This is a genomic window from Cryomorphaceae bacterium 1068 (assembly GCA_027214385.1).
Lineage (GTDB): Bacteria > Bacteroidota > Bacteroidia > Flavobacteriales_D > Cryomorphaceae > JAKVAV01.
The window spans coordinates 240,453-264,617 of the sequence record JAPVXR010000002.1 but is presented as its reverse complement, the minus strand read 5'-3'; the positions used below and the strand labels follow the sequence as shown (position 1 = coordinate 264,617).

Annotated in this window: 22 protein-coding genes; 15 read left to right on the top strand and 7 right to left on the bottom strand. The window is 44.2% G+C overall.

Annotation, left to right across the window (positions count from 1 at the left end; all coding sequences use genetic code 11):
* Nucleotides 1-2,202 carry a phospholipase D-like domain-containing protein gene (locus O3Q51_03980; protein MCZ4407952.1) on the top strand — a complete coding sequence of 734 codons (2,202 nt, stop codon included), beginning with the start codon at nt 1-3 and terminating at the stop codon, nt 2,200-2,202.
* A gap of 115 nt (nt 2,203-2,317) precedes the next feature.
* Here O3Q51_03980 and O3Q51_03975 read toward each other — a convergent pair whose 3' ends face one another.
* Nucleotides 2,318-3,076 carry an alpha/beta fold hydrolase gene (locus O3Q51_03975; GenBank protein ID MCZ4407951.1) on the bottom strand — a complete coding sequence of 253 codons (759 nt, stop codon included), beginning with the start codon at nt 3,074-3,076 and terminating at the stop codon, nt 2,318-2,320.
* On the bottom strand, nt 3,073-3,786 hold the full coding sequence (locus O3Q51_03970) for a pyridoxine 5'-phosphate synthase (GenBank protein MCZ4407950.1): 714 nt from the start codon (nt 3,784-3,786) through the stop codon (nt 3,073-3,075). Before O3Q51_03970 ends, O3Q51_03975 begins: the two co-directional genes overlap by 4 nt.
* Before the next feature lie 67 nt (nt 3,787-3,853).
* On the opposite strand from O3Q51_03970, the gene O3Q51_03965 reads away from it, so the two are divergent.
* The 10 genes from O3Q51_03965 (at nt 3,854) to O3Q51_03920 (ending at nt 14,336) form a co-directional block, all read left to right on the top strand.
* Nucleotides 3,854-4,516, top strand: coding sequence for a CBS domain-containing protein (locus tag O3Q51_03965; protein ID MCZ4407949.1), 663 nt, complete (start codon nt 3,854-3,856; stop codon nt 4,514-4,516).
* A 3-nt stretch (nt 4,517-4,519) separates the two neighbouring features.
* A complete protein-coding gene (locus O3Q51_03960) occupies nt 4,520-5,938 on the top strand; it encodes a hypothetical protein (GenBank protein ID MCZ4407948.1) in 1,419 nt (472 codons plus the stop codon).
* Nucleotides 5,938-6,816 carry an NAD kinase gene (locus tag O3Q51_03955; protein MCZ4407947.1) on the top strand — a complete coding sequence of 293 codons (879 nt, stop codon included), beginning with the start codon at nt 5,938-5,940 and terminating at the stop codon, nt 6,814-6,816. The genes O3Q51_03960 and O3Q51_03955 overlap by 1 nt, the downstream gene beginning before the upstream one ends.
* A 71-nt stretch (nt 6,817-6,887) precedes the next feature.
* Nucleotides 6,888-7,712 carry a DUF6089 family protein gene (locus O3Q51_03950; protein ID MCZ4407946.1) on the top strand — a complete coding sequence of 275 codons (825 nt, stop codon included), beginning with the start codon at nt 6,888-6,890 and terminating at the stop codon, nt 7,710-7,712.
* A gap of 50 nt (nt 7,713-7,762) precedes the next feature.
* Nucleotides 7,763-8,506, top strand: a complete 744-nt coding sequence (locus tag O3Q51_03945; GenBank protein ID MCZ4407945.1) for an isoprenyl transferase — start codon at nt 7,763-7,765, stop codon at nt 8,504-8,506.
* Nucleotides 8,463-11,012, top strand: coding sequence for an outer membrane protein assembly factor BamA (gene bamA / locus O3Q51_03940; protein MCZ4407944.1), 2,550 nt, complete (start codon nt 8,463-8,465; stop codon nt 11,010-11,012). The genes O3Q51_03945 and bamA overlap by 44 nt, the downstream gene beginning before the upstream one ends.
* A gap of 46 nt (nt 11,013-11,058) precedes the next feature.
* Nucleotides 11,059-11,673, top strand: a complete 615-nt coding sequence (locus O3Q51_03935) for an OmpH family outer membrane protein (GenBank protein MCZ4407943.1) — start codon at nt 11,059-11,061, stop codon at nt 11,671-11,673.
* Between the two features lie 37 nt (nt 11,674-11,710).
* Nucleotides 11,711-12,202 (top strand): OmpH family outer membrane protein, encoded by a 492-nt coding sequence (locus O3Q51_03930; protein MCZ4407942.1) that lies wholly within the window; start codon nt 11,711-11,713, stop codon nt 12,200-12,202.
* Nucleotides 12,203-12,261: 59 nt separating this feature from the next.
* Nucleotides 12,262-13,068, top strand: a complete 807-nt coding sequence (gene murI, locus O3Q51_03925) for a glutamate racemase (protein MCZ4407941.1) — start codon at nt 12,262-12,264, stop codon at nt 13,066-13,068.
* On the top strand, nt 13,065-14,336 hold the full coding sequence (locus O3Q51_03920; protein ID MCZ4407940.1) for a T9SS type A sorting domain-containing protein: 1,272 nt from the start codon (nt 13,065-13,067) through the stop codon (nt 14,334-14,336). Before murI ends, O3Q51_03920 begins: the two co-directional genes overlap by 4 nt.
* A gap of 6 nt (nt 14,337-14,342) precedes the next feature.
* Here O3Q51_03920 and O3Q51_03915 read toward each other — a convergent pair whose 3' ends face one another.
* Genes O3Q51_03915 through O3Q51_03900 form a run of 4 tightly spaced genes read right to left on the bottom strand, consistent with a single transcriptional unit; the run spans nt 14,343 to nt 17,876 of the window.
* Nucleotides 14,343-14,873: a gamma carbonic anhydrase family protein gene (locus tag O3Q51_03915; GenBank protein ID MCZ4407939.1), complete on the bottom strand. Its 531-nt coding sequence runs from the start codon at nt 14,871-14,873 to the stop codon at nt 14,343-14,345.
* A complete protein-coding gene (locus tag O3Q51_03910) occupies nt 14,860-15,201 on the bottom strand; it encodes a heavy metal-associated domain-containing protein (protein ID MCZ4407938.1) in 342 nt (113 codons plus the stop codon). Before O3Q51_03910 ends, O3Q51_03915 begins: the two co-directional genes overlap by 14 nt.
* Nucleotides 15,198-17,408 (bottom strand): TonB-dependent receptor, encoded by a 2,211-nt coding sequence (locus O3Q51_03905; protein ID MCZ4407937.1) that lies wholly within the window; start codon nt 17,406-17,408, stop codon nt 15,198-15,200. The genes O3Q51_03910 and O3Q51_03905 overlap by 4 nt, the downstream gene beginning before the upstream one ends.
* A 48-nt stretch (nt 17,409-17,456) precedes the next feature.
* Nucleotides 17,457-17,876, bottom strand: coding sequence for a hypothetical protein (locus O3Q51_03900; GenBank protein MCZ4407936.1), 420 nt, complete (start codon nt 17,874-17,876; stop codon nt 17,457-17,459).
* A gap of 52 nt (nt 17,877-17,928) precedes the next feature.
* Between O3Q51_03900 and O3Q51_03895 the strand changes: the two genes are divergently transcribed.
* Nucleotides 17,929-18,519 (top strand): NifU family protein, encoded by a 591-nt coding sequence (locus O3Q51_03895; GenBank protein MCZ4407935.1) that lies wholly within the window; start codon nt 17,929-17,931, stop codon nt 18,517-18,519.
* On the opposite strand, the gene O3Q51_03890 is transcribed toward O3Q51_03895, so the two are convergent.
* On the bottom strand, nt 18,516-19,046 hold the full coding sequence (locus O3Q51_03890; GenBank protein MCZ4407934.1) for a DinB family protein: 531 nt from the start codon (nt 19,044-19,046) through the stop codon (nt 18,516-18,518). The two genes, O3Q51_03895 and O3Q51_03890, sit on opposite strands and share 4 nt — an antisense overlap.
* Nucleotides 19,047-19,123: 77 nt before the next feature.
* Between O3Q51_03890 and O3Q51_03885 the strand changes: the two genes are divergently transcribed.
* The 3 genes from O3Q51_03885 to O3Q51_03875 all read left to right on the top strand — a co-directional run bounded on the left by O3Q51_03885 (nt 19,124) and on the right by O3Q51_03875 (nt 24,156).
* Nucleotides 19,124-20,965 (top strand): hypothetical protein, encoded by a 1,842-nt coding sequence (locus tag O3Q51_03885; protein MCZ4407933.1) that lies wholly within the window; start codon nt 19,124-19,126, stop codon nt 20,963-20,965.
* Nucleotides 20,950-21,321, top strand: coding sequence for a hypothetical protein (locus O3Q51_03880; GenBank protein ID MCZ4407932.1), 372 nt, complete (start codon nt 20,950-20,952; stop codon nt 21,319-21,321). Before O3Q51_03885 ends, O3Q51_03880 begins: the two co-directional genes overlap by 16 nt.
* Nucleotides 21,322-21,417: 96 nt before the next feature.
* Nucleotides 21,418-24,156 (top strand): 2-oxoglutarate dehydrogenase E1 component, encoded by a 2,739-nt coding sequence (locus O3Q51_03875; protein MCZ4407931.1) that lies wholly within the window; start codon nt 21,418-21,420, stop codon nt 24,154-24,156.
* Nucleotides 24,157-24,165 lie beyond the last annotated feature (9 nt).

Sequence of the window (24,165 nt, the reverse complement as noted above, 5' to 3'; positions counted from 1 at the left end):
ATGCGAATTCTAAAATCCACCTTTTCCGCATCTCTTGTAGCTCTTTCTGCTTTGGCCTTTGGCCAGGAAAACATTGCAGATATGCGAGAAAACTACAATGTAGGACAAACGGCAACCGTGACGGGAATCGTCACCAATGGCCCTGAACTTGGAAGCATCCGTTATATCCAAGATGAGACGGCAGGTGTTGCCATTTATCCCGGGTTTGATTGGGATAATCTAGATTTCGTGCCACAACCTGGTGATGAGATTACCGTAACGGGAGAAATTACCGAATTTGCAAACCTACTCGAAATCGGACCTGACATCTCATCAATGGTATTGGAAAGCAGCGGAAACCAGCTTCCACAGCCATTTGAGGTAACACCAAATGAACTCGACGAAACCTTTGAGGGAATGCTTGTGCAAATCTCGGGTGCGGTTTTCGCTGCTGGTGGTAGCACTTTCTCTAGCTCAACTTTCAACTATGAGGCCTCAGAAGAAACAGGAATCATTTACGTTCCTTCCAGCTCCCCTTTACAAGGTGAATTAATCCCACTTGGAGAAATTGAATTGATCGGAATTCTTTCACAATTCAGTTTTGCTGATCCTTTCAGTGGATATCAACTCCTACCCAGAACTGCGGAAGACTTCATCTCTGATAGCAATATCAACTTCGGTTCGGAGGTAGAGCAGACCAATCTTTCAACGACAAGCTTCACACTAAGCTGGAGCACGGATGTAGCATCAAGCAGCGGGGTGGAATACGGCCCCACTCCCGATTATGGTACTATTGTGACATTGGAGGAAGCCGTAGCAGATCACGTGGTGAATTTGGTGGACTTGGAGCCGGGAACGCCATACTTCTGTCGCGTTTTCTCCGTAAATGGAGAGGACACTGCCAGTGCAACAGGGACCTTTAGCACCGTTTCTGAATCTTCGGGAGATATTGCGGTGTACTTCAATCGCTCGGTTGACACTTCAGTTTCAACCGGAGTAGACGCTATTAGCCTTTTTAATGCTACCGATGACACCATCATTGCACAAATTGATCGGGCAATGACAACCCTTGATATGGCGGGATACAATATCAATAGCGGTACAATTGTGCAGGCTTTAAACAATGCCTTGGATCGAGGAGTAGCTATTCGCTACATCGCAGAAGGGCAAACGGCCAATACTGCTCTCGCCAACTTGGATGACGCCATTCCCGTGCTCGAAAGACAGAATTCTACGAGTAGTGGAATGCACAACAAGTTCATCATTGTTGATCGAAACAATGTGGATAGCGCGCTAGTGCTGACAGGATCAACTAATTTTACAACAGGAAATCTTTTTACGGATCCCAACAATCTGATCATTATTAAAGATCAATCCTTGGCCAGAGCCTACACCATCGAATTCGAAGAAATGTGGGGTGGATCAGGTCAGATGCCCGATCCTGGAAACTCGCGTTTCGGAGAGTTGAAGTTCAAGAACACGCCGGAGAAATTTATCATCGGAGGAAAGAATATTGAACTCTACTTCTCGCCCAGCGACAATACTACCACGGCCATTGCCGAAGCGATTGAAACCACCGAATACGATCTTGAATTTGCCTTACTATTGATTACTAATAATATCCTTGCCGATGCAATAGTGGACGCGGCAAATCTTTTTGTGCAACCAAGAGGATTGGTCAATGATGTAAACGGAACGGGGTCTGACTTCCAATACCTACTAGACGAAGGAATCAACGTGATTTCTCACGAAGGTTTCGGGCAGCTTCACCACAAGTATGGTATCATCGACCATAGCCAGCCCGATGCAGATCCTATCGTCATCACGGGTTCTCACAACTGGACATCTTCGGCCGAATCGGTTAATGATGAAAACACGTTGATCATCCACGATGCGACCATCGCCAATTTGTTTCACCAAGAGTTTACCGCTCGTTACAACGAAGTGACATTAAGTACCAACGAGGTAGCTCAAACTGAACTCAAGCTATTCCCTAACCCAACGTCAGATCGGGTAACTCTCCAATTTGAGGGTGGTGGAAGTGCAGCAACCGTTTCCATTTTCTCATTGGACGGAAAGATGATCAAGCAGTTGAACATTACTGCCTTTAATGGATCAAACGGATTAGTTCTCGACGTTTCCAGTCTACCTGCTGGACTATACATTTTGCAATACAACGAAGGGAACAGAATGGGAACTCAGCGATTGGCTATTTCGAAATAGATCATTCAAAAAGATACCAAAATAAGAAAGGGCTCAACTTGCGTTGAGCCCTTTCTACCTTAATCACCAATTAAACCTTATTAATGAAATCCTGCACCTATTACGGCAGGACTTTTCACTTGGTTACAAATTTTTTTACCTCGGTATAAAATTCTTTGGGCTTTTCGGCGTGAAGCCAGTGCCCAGCTTGCAAATCAGCAAATTGAGCATTTGGAAATATCGTTCTGATTTGATCAAAATCCGCATCGGGAACGTAGTTTGATTTCACTCCGCGAATAAAAAGTGCATCGACTTCAGATGGTTCTGAGGGCAATGCCTCAAGAATTCGATCCATCTTTTCCTCCATTACTTGAAAGTTTACACGAAGCCCATAGCCACCTTCTTTCTTGCGGTAAAGATTCTTGAGTAAAAACTGACGCACCCCGAATTCAGGAATAATCGACTCTATTCGCTCTTCGGCCTCCGATCGGGAGTGCAAGGTGTCGGGATTGATGGCTTGAAAGGCGCGCAATACATCGTGGTGATGAGGCTTGTAGGCTTTGACTCCCATATCAGCTACCACCAGTTTTTTTACCCTTTCGGGAAAGATCTGAGCAAAACGCATGACGGTCTTGCCACCCATACTATGACCAATCAATGTCGACTGATCAATCTCTTGGTCTTCCATGAACTTATTTAGATCTGCGGCCAGAAGGTCGTAATTGAAATCATCGCTATGGGGAGATCTCCCGTGGTTTCGTTGATCGACCAAGTAAACGGAAAAGTCCTCAGCAAACTGTTTCCCCAAGGTTTGCCAATTATCAGACGACCCAAAAAGACCATGCAGAATGATCAAGGGCTCACCCGAACCCATTTGTCGGAAAGCTAATTTCATCTCAATTCTTTTAAATAAAGTCTGATGGAGTTTTCCAATCCCAAGTAAAGGGCATCACATACGAGCGCATGACCAATGGACACCTCAGACAAGGATGGAATATTGAGGTGGAAATACCGTAGATTTTCCAGATCAAGGTCATGACCTGCATTGATTTCCAGACCCGCTTCGTGTGCTGCATTCGCTGCTTCTATATATGGCTTAATGGCCTCCTCGCGATTCTTCTTATACCCTCGAGCATAGTCTTCGGTATAAAGCTCAATCCTATCAGCACCGGCTTCTTTGGCGGCAGCTGCCAACTCAGGATCGGGATCGACGAAAATGCTCACCCGAGATCCGCTTTCTTTGAGCTGACCAATAGCGTCTTGAAGAAGCTGCTTCTCCTTTTTCGTATTCCAGCCTGCATTGGAAGTCAAGACATCGGGCGGATCGGGAACAAGTGTGGCTTGCTCGGGCCGTGCATCAGCCACTAGCTTTATATATCTCTCATCGGGATACCCTTCGATGTTATACTCCGTAGTGATAATCGGTTTTAGATTGTATACATCTTGAGTTGTGATGTGGCGCTCATCAGGTCTTGGATGAATGGTAATTCCTTCAGCCCCGAAAGACTGGCAGTCGATTGCTACTTTTACCAAATCGGGATTATTACCGCCCCGTGCATTTCTTAGGGTGGCAAACTTGTTGATATTGACGCTTAGTTTTGTCATCTTTCGCATATATTGCAAAATTCGGTGCACAAAGGTAAGCGTTTAAAGAACCGTAAAGTTTTAACTCATGAGAGCAGCAGATTTAATAAGTGATGAGATTCCTACCCTTGACGGTAGTGACAATGCGCTTTTTGCCATGCAACTCTTGGATGAGTTTAAGATGAAACAGTTACCCGTAGTGGATGGAAATGAATTCTTGGGATTGATTTCAGACAGTGCAGTGATGGAAATTGAAGACCCTGAAGCGCACCTAAAGGATTGCCATAGAAACTTGCAAATGATCTACGTACAAAAGGATCAGCACGTTTATGATATGATTCGAGTGGCTTCAGAGTTTCAGCTCAGTGCCATTCCGATTCTCGACAATGAGAACAAGTACATGGGTGTAGTGAGCATCTACTGTTTGGTTCGGGAACTCTCTCATATGGCTTCTGTAATGCAGCCCGGAGGTATTGTTGTTTTGGAATTGAATCAAACCGACTATTCCCTCATGGAAATTTCTCAAATTGTAGAGGGAAACGACGCAAAGATTTTAAGCGCTAATGTTACCTCAGTTCCCGATTCGCAAAAGATCGAGCTCACCCTTAAGCTCAACCTGACGAATATCGATGCGATTATCCAAACATTTAATCGCTACGACTACATTATCTCGGCTTCCTTTCATAAGTCAGACTTTGACGAAATGATCAAAGACCGCTACGAAGAATTAATGCGCTACATAAACTTCTAGCTGTTGTCAATTAAGTTTCGCTTTCTTGCCTTCATACTGGGATTCTTTGCGCTGTTTTCGGCTCAAGGCCAATTGGTCGAATCCATTCAACTTGACACAACGGGTAAAAAAATCATTACCGATTTTATCATAGAAGGAAATAAGCTCACCAAAGAGCGGATCATCCTGCGCGAAGTAACGCTGGCCATCGGCGATACCTTGTATTGGTCTAATCTGAAAGCAGGAATGGAGCAATCAGAGAACAACGTGATGAATCTGCGCCTGTTCAACTTTGTAGAAATAGAACCCATCCAGATTGATAATAAGCGGGTGATCGTGCTGATTACGGTTCAAGAGCGTTGGTACATCTATCCCGTTCCGATATTTGAGATCGCTCAAACAAATTTCAATACCTGGTGGGAGACCAAAGAATTGCGCTGGTTGAATTATGGGGTTGCAGTTTCTCACAATAATTTTCGAGGGCTAAATCAAGACCTCCAACTCACATTGAGGTTTGGTTATACCAAAAAATATAGCGCGAGCTGGTCTATTCCCAATCTCAATAAGAAGCAGACGCTAGGCTTAAACTTGAGCGCAGGCTTTTTTGAAAACAACGAAATCGTGTACACCACGGAAGGGAATGAGCGCTTGTTTTACAACAATCCCGAAGATAAAGCACGTCAGTATTTTCAATACAAAGCAGGGCTGAGCTATCGTGAAGATATATACCTGAGGCACTACTTCGAGATCAGCTACTTCGATGCGAGAGTCAATGATACGGTCCCGATATTGCAGCCTGACTATTTCACAGGAGGTGGCGCCAACTCAAAATTCCTGCGAGCCTCTTACTCTATTCGCTATGACACGAGAGATTACCGCCGCTATCCTCTAAAGGGAATTCTACTTTACGGCACCTTGTCTCAAGACGGGCTGGGTATTGTTAATCGCGAGGGGCTTGGGCTTTTCACCACATTCGCCGGTTACCGACATCACTTCAAGCTATCAGATAAATGGTATGTAGCTCACAACTTAGAAGGGAAGATCAATTGGGACGATCCACCATATTATCTTTTACGCGGACTTGGATACAGCGATTACGTTCGTGGCTATCAACTCTATGTGATTGATGGAACTTCCTACGGTCTTTTCCAATCCAATTTGAAGTATGAAATCCTCAAACCAAAATCGATCAATATTCCTTTTGTCCCTTCCGAAAAGTTTAGCAAAACATTTGTGGCGCTTTACGCCAATCTTTTCTTCGACGTGGGTTATGTAAGTGGAGATCAATTTGCACCGAACAATTCGCTCGTGAATGAATACCTTTATAGCGTGGGCGTCGGCCTTGATTTAGTTACATATTACGACAAAGTGGTACGGGTAGAAGGCTCCTTAAATGCGGTGGGAGATCAGTCTATCTTCGTACACTTCAAACAAGCATTTTGATGAAAATCGCCATATACGGTAAACCATTTCAGAACGAACTCAATAATGAGATTGCAGGGATTCTCGACATCATAGACAAACGCGGGTTTGAGCCGGTGATCTACGAGAGATACGCTCGTTTTTTGAATCAAGAAGGCTATCTGAAATCGGGTTACCAGACATTCAACAGGGAAGATGTCGAAATCAAAGATTACTGCTGTCTGGTGAGCATAGGAGGCGATGGTACACTGCTGGATACAGTTACGCTAGTGAGAGATTCAAACGTCCCAATCGTAGGACTTAATGCAGGTAGGCTTGGATTTATATCAAGCCTGTCGGTAGATGAATTGACTGAAGTGCTAACCTGCTTGGAAAACGGAGACTACGAAGTAGACAAACGAAATCTGCTTCAAGTCGAAACGTCAAGAAACGTTTTTGGAAAACTGAATTTCGGATTAAATGAGGTTACCCTTCACAAGAAGGATACGGCCTCAATGATTAAAATCGAGACATACGTAAACAATGAATTCCTGAATACCTACTGGGCAGACGGACTAATTATCAGCACGCCCACAGGTTCGACAGCTTACAGTCTGAGTTGTGGTGGCCCCATTATTGTTCCCGGCTCCGAAAATTTTGTAATTACTCCCATTGCTCCTCACAACCTTAATGTGAGACCCGTGGTGGTTTCCAACAACGTCACCCTAAAATTACGAGCCGATGGAAGAACCGACAATTTACTACTAGCCATCGATAGCCGCCCTGAAACGATCTTCCCAAACGAGGAAATAAAAGTTTCAAAATCACCCTTCACCATCAGTCTTCTCAAACCCAAAGGGCACACTTTTCTCAATACTATGAGAAATAAACTGGCCTGGGGCTTTGATAAAAGAAACTAATCCACTGCATTTCCTACTTTTGCAGCGACTCAGAACACAATAAAACCAGCTTAAAGGCGATAGTAGCTTACGTGAAGAAATTTTTGATCATAGCATCCATTCTATTATCGGTTGCGGCCAAAGCCCAATACCACGAAGTAGGATTTATGGTCGGCACGAGCTATTACGTAGGTGACATCAACCCTCGGTTTCACTTAAATCCCGGCTTAAACGTGGGCGGTGGCTTGATCTATCGCTACAATTTTAATGACAGGGTGGCCTTCAAAGGCTCCATTCTTTACAATAGGCTTTATGCCAATGACGCCGACTCCAAAGACTCCTGGCAAGAGAATCGAAACTTAAATTTTAGAAACGACATTTTCGAATTCTCAGGTCAAATAGAGATCAACTTTTTGACCTATGAGATCGGTGATCGTCGCCGGCCTTCTTCGCCCTATTTATTTATTGGTCTGGCCCTTTTTCGCCACAATCCGGAGGCCGAATTTGATGACCGATGGATCGACCTCCAACCTCTGGGAACAGAGGGACAGGGAATTGAAGGTTTTGAAGATCGATATTCGCTCACGCAAATTGCCATACCCTTTGGTGTTGGATTTAAATTCAACATAGCTGGCAATTTTGCAGGTTCTTTGGAATGGGGTATGCGCCGAACCTTTACCGATTATCTGGATGATGTAAGCACCGTGTATGTCGACGAGGGAGTATTAATTGAGGAGAACGGACCTCTATCTGCAGAGCTGGCAGATAGGAGTATTGTTCCTACGGGACCTGACGGCACGAACACAGGCATGCAAAGAGGTGAATCAAATCGTGAAGATTGGTATATTTTCACGGGACTTATTCTAACTTACAAAATAGGTCAACCGCAAGTTAAGTGCCCTACCGCCTTTGACTAATGACCTTTTAGAATGTCCGAATTTTTAAGACCTTTGCGCACCTTCAAAAAATGAGCTTCAAAGACCAAATAGACCCCAAGAGAATTCCCAAGCACGTCGCCGTGATTATGGATGGCAACGGTCGTTGGGCGCAGACTCAGGGCGAAATGCGGATTTTTGGTCACTTAAACGGCGTGAGCGCAGTAAGGGAAACACTTTCGGCAGCTGGAGATATTGGAGTAAAATACCTGACGCTCTATGCCTTCAGCACTGAGAACTGGGACCGACCCATTGAAGAAGTTTCAGCACTGATGGATTTATTGGTGCAAACCATTGTTAAAGAAATAGATGAGCTTCAGGACAAGGAAGTGAGACTCCAAGCCATTGGAGACTTGAACCTTTTGCCGGAAAATTGCCGAGAGACACTGACACAAGCTATTGATCGAACGAAGGATAACAAAAGAATAACACTTGTTTTAGCCTTGAGCTACAGCTCGAGATGGGAAATAACAAGGGCAATCAAAGCAATAAGCGAAGATGTTAAAAATGATAAATTGAGCCTCGACTCAATCGATCAAGACACCATCCATTCTTATCTTGAAACCCGCGATATTCCTGATCCCGAACTACTCATTAGAACAAGTGGGGAAAAAAGAATAAGCAACTTTTTGCTTTGGCAAATAGCATATAGTGAGTTATACTTCACCTCAGTTTTTTGGCCTGACTTTAAAAAGGAAGATTTCTTCGAGGCAATTGTAGTTTATCAAAATCGTGAAAGAAGATTTGGGAAAATCAGCGAGCAAATTACCTATTAGGTTACTCATTGGCCTTGCTGCCTTTGCTATGCTGATCTCTACATCGCTTAAAGCGCAGGTAGGGTTAGGTGAGCTGGAGATAGACTATCGGATTCCGAAAGAATTTACCGTAGGTGGTATTACGGTTTCAGGAGCGAAAAATCTCGATTCAAAGGCGATCATTCTATTTTCTGGACTCTCCGTCGGAGAAACCATCACCATTCCGGGTGAGGAAATATCCAAAGCCATCAAAAATCTTTGGAAACAAAAGCTCTTTGAGAATATTCGAATTAAGGCCACGGAAGTTCGAGGTAGCGAGATTTTCTTGAACATAGAATTAACCGAAAGAGCTCGTTTATCCCGATTTAAGTTTGACGGTATCTCAAAGGGTGAAGCAGAAACACTTCGTGACAAGATCAACTTGATTCGCGGGACGATAGTAAATGAAAACCTTCTGACGAATACCTCGAACATCATCAAGGGGCACTACAAAGAGAAGGGATACTTGGACGCCTTTGTGGAAATCACGCAAGTGCCCGATACTTTGGTGGCAAACAGCGAGTATTTAGTGATCGCTGTGGATAAAAAGGAGAAGGTCAAAATCGGTGACCTCAATTTAATTGGAGTCGAAAAGCTGAACGAAAGAAAGCTCCTGAGGTCGATGAAGAAGACTAAGGAGAAGAACTTCTTAAGAATCTTCAAAAGGTCAAAATTCATCAGAGAGGAGTACAAAAGCGATCTTAAGAATATCATCAATTCCTACAACAAAGATGGTTATCGAAACGCGAAGATTCTCAGAGATTCCGTCTACAGGAATCCCGACGGAACCGTTCATATTGATGTTTACATCAGAGAGGGCAACCAATTCTATTTTGGTAATGTAGAGTGGGTCGGAAACACAAAATACAGTTCGTCCAAATTATCGGCCATTTTGGCAATAGAACGTGGTGAGATTTACGATCAAGAAAAGTTTGAGGGACGTCTCTTTATGAACCCTAACGGGGGAGACGTGAGCTCCCTCTATTTGGACGACGGTTATCTGGCTTTCCAAGCGATCCCGGTAGAAAAGAACGTAACGAATGATACCATTGACGTGGAAATTCGGATTTATGAAGGGCGTCAATACCGCATCAACAGAGTCATTGTAAAAGGGAATACCAAGACGAGTGATCATGTCATTCGAAGAGAAATCAAAACCAAGCCAGGAGAGCTTTTTAGTCGATCAGACATTATTCGTACCCAGCGCGAGCTTGCTCAATTGGGGTATTTTGATCCGGAGGCATTCAATGTAAACCCGGTCCAGAACGATCAAGCCGGTACGGTGGACGTTATCTACACGGTTGCCGAGCGACCGTCCGATCAGATAGAGCTTTCCGGTGGATGGGGTGCAGGCCGAATTGTTGGAACTTTAGGTGTTTCCCTCACCAATTTTAGTATGCGCAAGCTCTTCCAAAAAGGAGCTTGGAATCCACTTCCGGCAGGGGATGGCCAGCGCCTTTCTCTGCGAGCACAGTCAAATGGACGCTTCTTCCAATCCTACAATATTTCCTTCACCGAGCCATGGCTTGGAGGGAAAAAGGCAAATGCATTTACGGTCGGTTTCCAACGCTCAGTTCAAACCAATGGAGTAACAAAAGAGCAAGAACGCAACGGTGCAGAAAGACAGTCCCTATATATCACAGGGGGTAACGTAAGTTTAGGTAAGCGATTGGGATGGCCCGATGATTACTTCCAACTTCTCGTAGGTGTGAGCTACCTCTACTACGACATTAGAAATTTCCGCAGTGGAGGTGGAACGGGAATCTTTGCTTTCCAAAACGGAACATCAAATAACCTCTCGTTCATCGCGAACATTTCAAGAAACTCGGTTTTTGATCCCATCTTCCCTCGATGGGGATCAAACATTCGATTCAATACGAAGTTCACTCTGCCTTATTCTCTCTGGGATGGCATAGATTACGATGGTGACATAACAGAACAGACCCGCTACAAATGGGCAGAATACTACAAATGGAAATTAACTGCAGAGTGGTACACCGAGTTGGCACCAAAGCTCGTATTGATGACTCGATCAGGATTTGGATTCTTGGGCTACTACAGCCGTGCTAAAGGTATTTCTCCTTTTGAGCGATTCTACCTTGGGGGAGCAGCATTGACGGGTTTTGCCTTGGATGGTCGTGAAATTATTGCCCTTCGTGGTTACGACGACCTAAGTCTCTCTCCCGCCGAAGGAGCCAATATTGTAATGAAACAAACTTTGGAGTTAAGGTACCCGCTATCGCTTAATCCTTCAGCCACCATTTTTGCATTGGGCTTCGTGGAGGCTGGAAATACCTACGATGGCATTGAGAATTTCGACCCATTCAGAATGTATCGATCCACAGGATTGGGGGTGAGGATTTTCCTTCCAATGTTCGGTTTGATGGGACTGGATTACGGTTGGAGATTTGACGATGTGCCCGGCCGACCAGCTATGCCACAAGGACAGTTTCACTTTACCATTGGCATGAATCTTGGAGAACTGTAAAAATATTGTAAATTCGCTGCCCCTCTAAGGGCCTGATCATTAAGACATGAAACAAATTTCAAAAGCATTTTTCTTCCTATCGATAGCCACTCTTTCCAGTTTGACTATTTCAGCTCAGAGATATGCCTATGTCGATACAGATTACATCTTGAAGAATTTGGAATCTTATCAAGATGCTCAAAAAGAGTTGGATCGAATTTCCAGCCAGTGGCAAAAAGAGATCGAGCAGCGCTATGAAGCAATCGATCGACTTTACAAAGCCTACCAAGCTGAGAAGGTGCTTTTAACGGAGGATATGCGCAAGGAGAGAGAGGATGAAATCATTCGTCAAGAAGAAGAGGCAAAAGCACTGCAAAGACAACGGTTCGGTGTGGATGGAGATCTTTTCAGAAGAAGAGAAGAATTGATCCAACCGATTCAAGAAGAAGTTTTTCAGGCGATTAAACAGGTCGCTGACGGCGGAGGATTCTCAGTCATCTTTGACAAAGCCGGCCAATCAAATATCTTATATGCCGATCCTCGTTACGATAAGAGCGATCGGGTTTTAAGTAGACTTGGTGTTAGTGCCAGCGACCGCGATGACAGCGATGACAGCGATCAAGATAGCGGATCAGACACTCGTCAAGAACAAAGCAAAGACGGACAATCACCTCGTCGATAATCACAGAAAACAGACATTTAGTAATCAAAACACAGAAATGAAAAAGCTAATCATTGCAGCATTATTGATCATCGGAGCGACAGTATCTGCCCAAGCACAAAAGCTAGGTCACGCGAACTTTGAAGAAATTGTAACACTCTTACCGGAAAGAGCTGCCGCTGAAAAAGAAATTCAAGAACTACAACTCAAATTGGAAGGCCGTTTGAATAAAATGGTAGAAACGTATCAAGCAAAAGTTACCGAGTTCGAGAGTGACACTTCAATGTCAGAAGCTATGCAGGCCAGCGCTGCCGGTGAGATTCAAGATTTGCAAAAACGAATTCAAGAATTTCAGCAAACAGCTTACACTGAAATTGAAACCAAACAAAACGAGCTAATGGCAGGTATGTTCGAAAAAGTACGTGTTGCTGCCGTAGCCGTAGGTGAGGCTGGTGGTTACACCTATATTTTCGACGCGAGCAACGGCAGCCTGCTATTTGCGGGTGGCGAAGATGTAACAGCAAAAGTGAAGGTTCAGTTAGGACTTTAAGCCAAACAAAATAGTAACCCGAAAAGGGATGTTATCTTAGACATCCCTTTTTTTGTGCAATGAAATCTGATTCTCGCCCTATTGGCATTTTCGATTCCGGTATCGGTGGACTTACCGTGGCTGCAGCCATCAATGAGCTTATGCCTGCTGAACGTCTCATCTATTTTGGTGATACTGCTCATTTGCCTTACGGCGAAAAAACAGGTAAAACGATACAAGGTTACTCTGAAAAAATTACGCGGTTCTTACTCAACAATGATTGCAAGGCAATCGTAATAGCCTGCAACTCAGCTTCGGCTACAGCCTACCCTAATGTTCGAGAAATCGCTCCAGACGATATTCCCGTTATCAACGTGATTGATCCTACCGTGGAGTATGCAGCCAAGAAATACAAGAAAGGTAAAATCGGAGTGATCGGCACAAAAGCCACTGTAAATAGTCGGAGCTATGCCAAGCGCATTCAGAAGAATAACCCCGACCTGAAAGTGTCGATGCTGGCCACGCCCCTCCTCGTATCCATGATTGAAGAGGGCTTTTTCAACAACCGAATCTCTCAAGCCATCATCAACAATTACCTTGAGAAAAGCACGCTAAAAGGGATTCAGGCATTAATCTTGGGATGCACCCATTTCCCTCTGATCAAACCCGAAGTAGAATCTTACTATACAGGAAAAACGGAAGTGATCGACTCCTCCACCATTGTGGCCACAAGCCTTCAAAAAGAATTGAAAAAACGTGGTTTTTCCTCGAAAAAATTGACAGGCGATCATCACTTCTTTGTTTCAGAAAAGACCCACTCATTTGAGCAAAGCACGAGGCTCTTCTTTGGTGAGAAACTCAAGCTCGAGAAAAAGACCCTCAAATGAAAAAGCTAGCAACGTATGTGATTTTAGCTTGCATGGCACTATCGAACATTCAAGCGCAAACCACTAAGAAAGTTCTCTTTATTGGCAATAGCTATACGGCCTACAACACATTACCAGCCATGGTCTCGAACATGGCTACTAATACTGGCGATGAACTCATTTTTGACTCCAATACCCCGGGGGGTGCGCGCTTTTTAAATCACGCCACCAACCCCACTACTTTAAATAAAATTGCCGCTGACAACTGGGATTATGTTGCGCTTCAAGCGCAGAGTCAGGAAACTTCTTTCAGTGCGGAATATAAAGAGGCAGAATTATACCCTTTCGCTGAGATCCTGATTGATAGTATCCGCTCGAACTACGAATGCAGCGAGCCCATGTTTTATATGACTTGGGGGAGAGAAAATGGTGACGTCAATAATTGTGGGTTTATTCCGTGGGTTTGCACCTATGAAGGAATGGATGATTCCATCAGAGCTACATATACGTATATGGCTGATATATACCATACTGAAATAGCCCCGACAGGAGCTGTATGGAGGTACTTACGTGAAAACCATTCCGAGATAGGTCTTTACACCGCAGACGGCTCGCACCCTTCGTTAGCAGGATCTTATGCTGCTGCCTGTGCCTTCTACACCATGATATTCAAAAATGATCCTGCGTTGGTGACTTGGAGCTCCACTTTGCCCGAAACTACGGCAAATACAATAAGACAAGCTGCAAAGCTCATTGTGTTCGATGAACTCGAATCGTGGAATTACACCTTGGTTCAGACTTATCCTGATTTTTCTGAGGAGATCAATCTAGGAGTAGTCACGTTCACCAACACTACTGAAAACTTTGATTCCCTCTCATGGAGTTTTGGCGATGGCAATTCCTCCACGGAAATAGATCCGACCCATATCTATGATGAAAGCGGAGTTTACACGGTTGTGCTGACTACTTTTAAATGCGGCAAATCGGCTACTTTCTCAAAGACTATAAGCATTGAGTTGACGCTAGGAACGCGAGATAGGAACTCAGAAGAGATGGTGATTTTCCCCAACCCCGCCAGTGATAAGATCACTATTCAATTAACCAATCCTTCGGGCAGGAATATGGAGAACATTCGCATCTTTGATATTTGGGGAAGGATCGTAGCCTCTTTCTCTTGGCAGACTCATGAAGGGAAATTTGATGTATCCAACATACCACCCGGGCTATACCTGATTCAATTGATTGGAAACAATAAAGTCCTTAGCGCAGAAAAGCTCGTACTCAAATAGGATTGATCACTTCGTTTTAAACCACTCTTTGTATTTTACATAACCCGCTGCTGTTCCTTGGGTCATCTTCAGAGCATCTTCAATTGTCAATTTCTTAACTGGCTTCGCAGGAACACCTGCCCAAATCCAGCCCGATTCCACACGAGAATTTTCCAAAACAACCGCTCCCGCAGCTACTATGCAGCCTCTTTCGAGATAGGCGTTGTCCATTACTATGGCACCCATTCCGATAAGCACGTCATCCTCGGCCGTACAACCGTGCACAATGGCTCGATGGCCCACCGACACGCGATTTCCTAAAATAACCTGACTCTTTCCAGTGGTGCTATGGAGGACGGATCCATCCTGAATGTTCACGTCATTTCCCAAGACAATTTTGCCGACATCGCCGCGCAAAACAGTTTGGTACCAGATGCTACTTCGCGCACCGATGTGGACCTCTCCTACAATCGTAGCATTTGGCGCCACCCAAACACCTTCTTCCAAGAATGGAGCCATACCATTTACAGCGTGAATGATTGGCTTATTTGTCTCCACAAGCTCCCGGCATCTTGCAGCATCCGTGAAGATTGTCGTAAGCCTCTTTGACGGGTTTAACGTTATCAGCAGCGTAGCCGAGTCCTGCAATAAGACTTTTCACTTCATCTTCATTGAGCTTCTTCTCATTATACTTTACAAAAATGGTGTTAGCTTCTACGTCTACCGCCACACGCTTAATTCCCTTTTCGTAAGCGAGTCCTTCTTCAATCGTAGTCTTGCACATATCGCAGACAATCGAAGATTTTACGGTTAGTTCGCCTGGTTCATTGGCCATACCAATAGTAGCGAAGAAACAGAACACCAGAATTAATTTTATTGCTTTCATTTTTTAGATTGTTTTTCAAGGTTAAATCGCACTCCCAAATATACGGTACGTCCATTTAATGGTCCATATATCATGGTAGCATCAAAAAAGTCGCCAAAAGGATTTTCAGCATCTACTATGGCATCTGCCTGTATAAAGTTACCGAGGTTTTCGGAACCAACATAAACTTCAAAATTTCCGAGGGTTCGCGTCACTTGTGTATTGAAGAGTAAAAAGTTCTCGCTTTCCGCCTCCAATTGCAAATTCTCGGGATTCATCTGCGTATCGGGTAGTCGTGACATCCCGTAATAATTGGTCGTAAAGTCAAGGTACCAATTGCCGTCAGGCGATGTATAACCGACATTTATCAAGGCACGGTGCTCAGGGATCAGGGGTTTTTGCAGTCTTCCTTCTAAGTAATCGGTCTCCACTACTTGATACTTGTACGAGAATTTCATGCCAAGTCCTTTCAGAGGCTCCATTTGAAAATCAGCCTGCAAACTATGAGCTGTTGATTCACCATCCAGGTTATAAAAGAGCAATTGGCGCGCACTAAAATCGCGATCTACCACCAATTGATTTTGGAACCAAGTGTAGTAATAATCCGTGTTGATGACTGCCTGCCGATCAAACAACTCAAATTTGTGCAGAAAGGAGATTCCCGTATTCCAACTTTCCTCCGCTTGAGGAGTGTCCAAAACACGTACTTGTCTTGAGGAAGCGAGTAATCCCAATTGATCTCCAAAGGCATTGGCTGACCGAAAACCTCGACCAAGGGTTGTCCGGATGGTGGTGAGAGGTCGCAGGTTGTACTTCAAATGCAATCGAGGGGAGAACTGCCCGCCGTAAAGGTTATGCGCGTCGTAGCGCGCACCAGCCACCAAAGTAAATCGCGGTCGCTCGTAGGTGTACTCAGCAAAGGCTCCGGGCACCCGCTCGATCCTGTTGAATGCTGAATCAAGATATGATTCGTTGTACTCGTCGTAGAGAAAATGAAGACCCGTCGAGATGGAGTGGTCGCTATACTTCGAAAACTTCTGCTGTAAGGTCACATTCAATCTTCCTGTTGTTTGTACTCCAACGTATGGATTGTTTCCAAAATAGGAATCGACATCCGTGCGCGAAAAGATGGTGTGAATGCCCACGCTGCGGTCTTCGCGCTTTTTGGAAAGAATTCCCGCTTTCGCCATGAAGTCGATCTGATTGACTTCCATCCCGAAACCGTAAACATTCTCGCTACCAAAGTCGTCACTGAAATTGAAATCGCGCTGACCGGATGTGCGGTCTTCATAAGCATATGAAGCCATAAACTGCGAGCGAAAATAATCACCGAAGTATTTCCAGCGGTTCAATAACTTAATTCCTTCGCGGGTCGGCATATCCAAAAATCCGTCGTCGTTGCGATCTACTTTCTGATCTTGAAAATGAAGTCCGGCAAAGAAAGCGGTCGACCATCTTTTGTTCAAAGGCTTTGTCCATACCAAATTACCTTCAAAGCGGCCTTGCTGGTTAGCAAAGACATCGGCGTAGACCCGCTCATTGCCGTCAGGTGGAAGGAAGTTGAGGTTGATCTGACCTGACATGCTTTCATAGCCGTTCAAAACGGAACCGACGCCTTTGGTCAGTTGGATAGAGTTGATCCACGGTCCCGGAATTTGGTCAAAACCCAAGACGTTTCCGAGTCCTCGATTAAAAGGAATTCCCTCAAAAAGCTTTTGAACGTAAACGCCCTCGAGGCCGAGCATCTGAATTTTCTTGGTGCCCGTTACGGCATCGTTAAGAACCACATCTACCGAGGCAGTGGTTTCAAAAGACTCGGAAAGGTTGCAACAAGCTGCCTTTCTTAGCACAGCTCGATTGATGGATTCGACGTTTACCTTATCGGTTGCCGACATACTGAATGCATCTCGCTCTTCGGTGACTTCCACTGTTTGCATTTCCACTGAGGAGCTCAGCGCAACATTTACATTTTGCGCGGGGGTGGTTATTTCTATGGTATCTTTAGAGAAGCCCACATAGCTGAATATTAATAAGGCGGGAAACTCATCGGCAGGCTCGATCGAAAACCTACCGTTCGGGTCTGTGAGTGTACCTTCCGTTGTTCCTAACCAAACAACGCTTGCTCTGGGAAGAGAATTTCCAGATTCGGAATCAGTGACTACGCCTGTAATTTGGGCTGACGTGCTTAAAGCAAAGCACATCAGAAATAAGATGATTGTATTTTTCATATCTAACGAATTTGATGAGTGATGAATCAGAACTGATCATCATCAAAATCAAAGTCGAAAAACAGAGATATACTTAAGAAGTGAGAGACCACTGAGTGGATCAGGAGGCGACTTGAGAGAAGCACTATCAGCTTTCCTCAGGAGAGGAGTAAGGATTTCAACTAGTCCAAACGTTATACTTGGAAAAGAAATTTTCTTCAGCTCAAAAGAATCCTCACCTGTAAAGCCATCAAATACTTTTTGTGTTTGCTCAAAGGCACAGCATTTAGGCGATACGGAAGAAAAATCAAGTGCTTCCACCGCACAGCAAAAATCCTTTTGCAATAAGCTCACCTCACTCCTACCCGAAGTGTAACACTCCATGGTAGTTGCATTCACGTAGCCCGTGTGCACTATAAAGGTGAACGCCAACAGAAGACTGAGGCTTCTGGCGAAAAGGGATTGCTTGTATGTTTTTGATTTGAACAAAAGGTTCGCTCTGCTGTATTAACTTTGCAAAAATACGAATAATCTAAAGGACATGTTTCCAACAAGTATATACGCCGAGCTCACACCCAACCCAAACACCATGAAATTCGTGGCCGACCGGGTCATTTTCAATTCAAAAGATGCCGTTGAATACAAGACCGCAGCAGAAGCGAAAGGCTCATCAGAGCTAGCCGGAAAGCTATTTGACTTCCCTTTTGTAAAGAGTGTTTTTATCGCGAGTAACTTTGTGACCGTTACCAAAACTGCAGATTTGAGTTGGGATCTCATCACTTTCGAGCTGCGCGAGTTCGTGCGAGAATTCCTGCTCAAGCACGAAACGGCCGTTGAAAAAATACCTGAATTCGAAGTAGTGGCCGAGGAAATGAAAGCCCAAGAGCCTGTGGAACCGAGTGAATACGACGATGCCATCCGTCATCTGCTAAATGAATACGTAAAACCTGCAGTAGAAAGTGATGGTGGAGCGATCGACTTTGTATCTTTCAAAGAAGGCGTAGTCAAAGTTCAGCTGCGCGGATCATGTTCTGGCTGCCCATCCTCTACCATGACGCTGAAAGACGGGATTGAGAACCTGCTGAAGACTGAGCTTCCCGAGGTGAAGAGTGTCGAGGCTGAGTCTGTCTAAATATCCAATCCGTACCTTTCACGTAGCACCTTACAATGGTGAAGGTTATGCCCTGGAATAATTAGTCCAATGGTCCTCGCTGAGATGGGGTAACCACTGGCATTTCCGATGAATTCCATGGCACTATCCTCGGCATTTCGGAACAACTCAAGAGTAAAATCACGTCCCACATCCCACTGTCTCACAAGATCTTTCACAGTGTGATTTTTTGCACCCGAAGTCAACACAAAATCATCCTGATCAAACCCGGGAAGCGGAGTACTGTCCTTTCGCAATAGCCGCAAGATTCTTCCTGCAAAAACCCTTTCGGTATCAATGCAGTGTAGCATCAATTCTGCGATCGTCCATTTTCCCTGTTCATAGGTGGTATGAATATCCAAGCCGTTGAGATTTGCCAAATTTTCAAACATATCAATATCGGCAGTGAGCGCTTCGGATATCGTCATGCCTTCCACATTCTTTAAATAATTGGCATAAAATGCTCCGTACTCATTCTGTTCTGGTGTGAATCTATCGTAAATCTCCATAAGCGGTCTTAAAAGTTTCTAATCGGAGTCAATTCCAGCTCCCTCTCGGCTTATCTTTGCCGCGTATAAATATATCTATGAAAAATTTACTGCTTGTACTCCTCACCATTTGTGTTTCCATGGTCTCCGCCAATGATCCCAAAGGGTATACTCTCAAACTCGATCTCAAAAATATTGAAAATGATCAAGTTGAGGTGAAACTGTTTGTACCGACTATACATCGAGACACGGTGATTTACAATATGCCCAAGATTATTCCAGGTACTTATAGTATCAGCGACTTCGGTCGATTCGTTGAGGACATCAAGGCCTATGACTCAACAGGTGTAGAACTTCCCATTGAAAAATTGGACGAAAACAGGTGGCAGATTTCAAACGCGAAAGGTCTGAGCTATCTCAATTATAAAGTGAAAGACAGCTTTGATGAACCGCGCGCTGCGGGGATATTCGAACCAGCAGGCACCAATATCGAAGCCGGCGAAAACGTGGTTCTCAATACTTTTGGCTTCGCAGGTTACCTTGATCATTTAAAAAAATCGCCTTACGAGGTAGAGATTCTTCGTCCGGAGAAATTTTATGGAGAGACCTCTTTACCAAGAGTAAGCACAGGTGATTCACTGGATTTATTTGCAGCCAAAGATTACTTCCAGCTTCACGACTGCCCAATGCTCTACTGCGTGCCTGATACCGCGGCAATGTATGTTGACGATACTCGAATCGTAGTATCCGTATACTCACCAACTGGGGTTGTAAAAGCTGCAGAAGTCTTGGACTTGGTTGATGATCTCTTCCCTGCAGCTTCTGAATACTTAGGCGGCGACTTGCCCACAGATCAATATTCTATTCTCATTTATCTGACTAAAGGGTTTGGCGGCAGCGGCGGATTCGGAGCTTTAGAGCACAACACATCTACTGTATGTGTGCTACCTGAAACTCCCGTGGCTTCATTGGCTCAGACTATAAAAGATGTAGTGGCCCATGAGTTTTTTCACATCGTCACTCCGCTCAATATTCACTCTGAGCAAATCGACGATTACGACTTTATGAATCCCGAAATGAGCAAACATCTTTGGCTTTATGAGGGCTGCACGGAGTATGCCGCTCAACACGTTCAAGTTAAGTATGGCCTGATGAGCGTAGATGAGTTCTTAGACGTCATGAAGACAAAAATGATCGCTGCTTCCTCTTTTGATTCGGGAATAGCATTTACTGAAATGAGTAAAAAAGCTCTGGATGAGCACGAAGATCAATACCTGAATGTATACCAAAAAGGTGCTCTGATCGGCATGGCCATTGATCTGAAATTACTTCATTTAAGCAATGGAGAGTATGGTATTCAGGATTTAATGAGCGACCTCTCTGATGAGTTTGGAGTAGATAGGCCATTTGAGGATGACCGACTATTCTTGGAAATCGGAAAAGTCTCCGGCTATCTGGAAATCACGCCTTTTTTGGAAAAACATGTAGGGGGAACCGAACCACTTCCGTTCACAGAGTTGCTGAATTACGCGGGCATTGAATATGAAGAAGAAATCACCAAAAATGTCGTCTCAGGAGGTGGTGCCGCGGTAGGATTCAACCCAAGAACCGATAGAATGGTAGTAGTCGGTGTGGACCAACTGGATGATTTTGGAAAGGATTTGGGCTTCGAAAAAGGAGATGAAATCATTAACTGGAATGGTGTCAAAGTTGAAAGTGACAACTTCAGATCTCAACTTAATACATTCAAGAAGTCAGTCTCAAAAGGCGATAAGGTAACGGTACTGGTCGCTCGAAAGAAAGAAGATGGTACCTATCAAGAGAAAAAATTGAAGGGTAAAGTAAAAACCGTCGAGCGAACACTCTACAACTACCTTGAAGTAAAAGAAGACATTACAGAAGAGCAGAAGCGTATTCGAGATGCATGGCTTGTAGGCTAATGGAAGAATCACCAAAAAAAACATCATTTATTGCTCCTGCCGAGTTTGAAGCTCTCCGACAGAAGACATTACTACAAATCGAAAAAGATTTTCGTTTGCAGGGCATTGAAATCAAGATAGATGACGAGGCACAGCCTTATAGTGAGCTGGTAAAAGTCATTTCCAAAAGTCTGGAGGACCTTCAGGTACACGATAATTCGAAATTACAGCCATTACTTTATCAATTGGACATCTCAGAGAAATTCGTGCGGGAACAGATTCTATCAAAAAAACAAGAAGAACATTCAGCTTCACTGGCTGATGCAGTTATTAAGCGCTGTTTTGCCAAAGTGGTTTTTCGGAAGAAATACAGTTAAACTTTTTTTCAACGAAAAGTCCTTAAAGGAGGGAACTATTCCCTGTGGTAGCCGTTCATAAAATTGTATTTTTGCAATCACATTCTGAAAATCCTTATGGACAAATTTTCATTCCTCGGCAACGCCTCCATCGATTGGATAGACGAGCAATATGAAAAGTATCGACAAGACCCAGCTTCTATAGAGAAGGACTGGGCCCACTTTTTTGAAGGCTTCGAATTCGCAAGAAAAAACTACGATTCAGACAGCGAAATTCCCGAAAACGTTCACAAAGAGTTCAAAGTCCTCAATCTGATTGAGGGTTACCGCTCACGCGGGCATCTCTTTACCAAAACAAACCCGGTACGAGATAGAAGAAAGTACACCCCAACGCTAGAGTTAAAAAACTTCGATCTCTCCGAAGATGACTTGAACACTGTTTTTCAAGCTGGAGAAGAGATTAGCATGGGTCCTGCACCTCTTAAAGACATTATTTCTCATTTGGAGAAAACATATTGTGAAAGCATCGGGATCGAGTACAATTATATCCGAAAACCAGAGCGCGTCAAATGGATTCGCGAAAACATCGAGCTTGCCAATAGGCCTAAGTTTACCGATGAAGAGAAGCGAATCATATTCAATATGCTAAACCGCGCGACTTCTTTCGAGCAGTTTTTGCAAAAAAAGTTTGTCGGTCAAAAGCGTTTTTCACTGGAAGGAGGAGAGGCCTTAATTCCTGCCCTGCATGCGTTGATTCAAAGAGGGTCACGCTTAGGTGTTAAAGAAGTAATTATTGGGATGGCCCACCGCGGTCGACTCAATGTTTTGGGGAATATTTTTAAAAAACAATTCAAAGAAATCTTCAGTGAATTTGAAGGCAAGGAATACGAAGAGTACGACGCTTCCAAAGAATTTGATGGGGACGTAAAATATCATTTGGGCTATAGCAATGAGGTCATTACCGAAAGCGGCGAGCCAATTCATTTGACGCTTTCGCCAAACCCTTCACACCTGGAGGCGGTAGACCCGGTAGTAGAAGGTATCGCACGAGCGAAAATTGACAATTATCTCAAGGACGAAAAAGCCATCCTTCCCATTTTAATTCATGGAGATGCCGCTATTGCTGCGCAAGGTGTCGTTTACGAGGTAGTACAAATGGCTCAATTAGATGGTTACCGCACGGGGGGTACGATTCACATTGTGGTGAATAATCAAGTTGGATTTACTACCAACTATTTGGATGCTCGATCTTCAACTTACTGCACCGACGTAGGAAAGACGACGTTATGTCCTGTTTTTCACGTAAATGGAGATGATATTGAAGCAATGGTTCAAACCATTCTAATCGCATTTGAATACCGTCAGAAGTTTGGGATGGATGTGTTTATTGACTTGTTGTGCTACCGTAAGTACGGCCACAATGAAGGCGATGAACCAAAATTCACTCAACCAAAACTGTATGATCTCATCGCAAGTCATCCGAATCCGAGAGAGATTTACCTCAAACAAATTATTGAAGAGGGAATCATCAAACAAGAGGAGGCGGACAAAATAATTGATAAGTTCGGGAATACGCTGGAAAAGAATTTCGATGCGTCCAAGAAAATGGATACACTCGAAGTGATGCAATTTCTGAAAAGTACATGGGAAGCCTTAAGTCCCGCCTCAGCAGAAGATTTTGATCAGTCTCCTGAAACCGGTTACAAGAAGGAGGACCTCATCCGTTTGGCCAAGACCTTCAATACTCTTCCTGAAGACAAAAACTTCTTCAGAAAATTGAAAAAGTTGATGAAAGATCGACTTAAAATGGTCGAAGACGATGGACTGGACTGGGCAATGGGCGAGCTATTGGCATATGCCACGCTCCTAGAGGAAGGATACGATGTAAGAATTTCAGGTCAGGATGTAGAAAGAGGAACGTTCTCGCACCGCCATGCTGTGCTGAAAACAGAGGACAGTGAAGAGGAATACGTCCCATTGAACCACCTCGGTAAAGATCAAGGCCACTACTACATTTATAATTCGCTTCTCAGCGAATATGCAGTGCTAGGTTTTGATTATGGGTACGCATTTGCCAGCCCACGAACATTGAGTATTTGGGAAGCGCAATTCGGAGATTTCTTTAATGGTGCTCAAATCTTGATAGACCAGTTTTTAAGTTCCGCCGAAGACAAGTGGCGCACTCAAAATGGATTGGTCATGCTTCTGCCACACGGATATGAAGGAATGGGCTCCGAGCACTCCAGCGGTCGGATGGAGAGATTCCTTCAGCTTTGCGCGGAAAACAATATGCAGGTTTGTAATGCTACAACCCCCGCTAGCTTTTTTCACCTATTGAGACGACAAATGCACCGCCATTTCCGAAAACCACTTATTGTTTTCACTCCAAAAAAATTGCTTCGTTATCCCAAAGCCAAGTCCAAGATGGACGAATTGGCTACAGGTAGATTTATGGAGGTAATGGATGATCCAAATGCGGATGCGAAAGAAATCGATACTGTCGTATTCTGTTCGGGTAAAATCTATTACGAGATCCTGGAAGAGAAGGAGAAAACTGACAGTGGTGAAAATATTGCCGTTGTTCGATTGGAACAGATTTACCCACTGCCCGAGAAGCAAATGGATGCTATCATTGAGAAGTACTCCAATGCCAAAAAGCACCTCTGGGTTCAGGAGGAACCGAAGAATATGGGTGCTTGGTCTTTTATAGCCTTGAACTACGAAACCGTCAAATTGGAATGTATTTCCAGACTAGCAAGCGCCAGCCCCGCAAGTGGATCGCCCGTCACATCGGCAGCCAGACAGCAAGCCATATTAGATTCCTTATTTTCGCACGCCAAACAAACCGTTAAATAACACCACCAC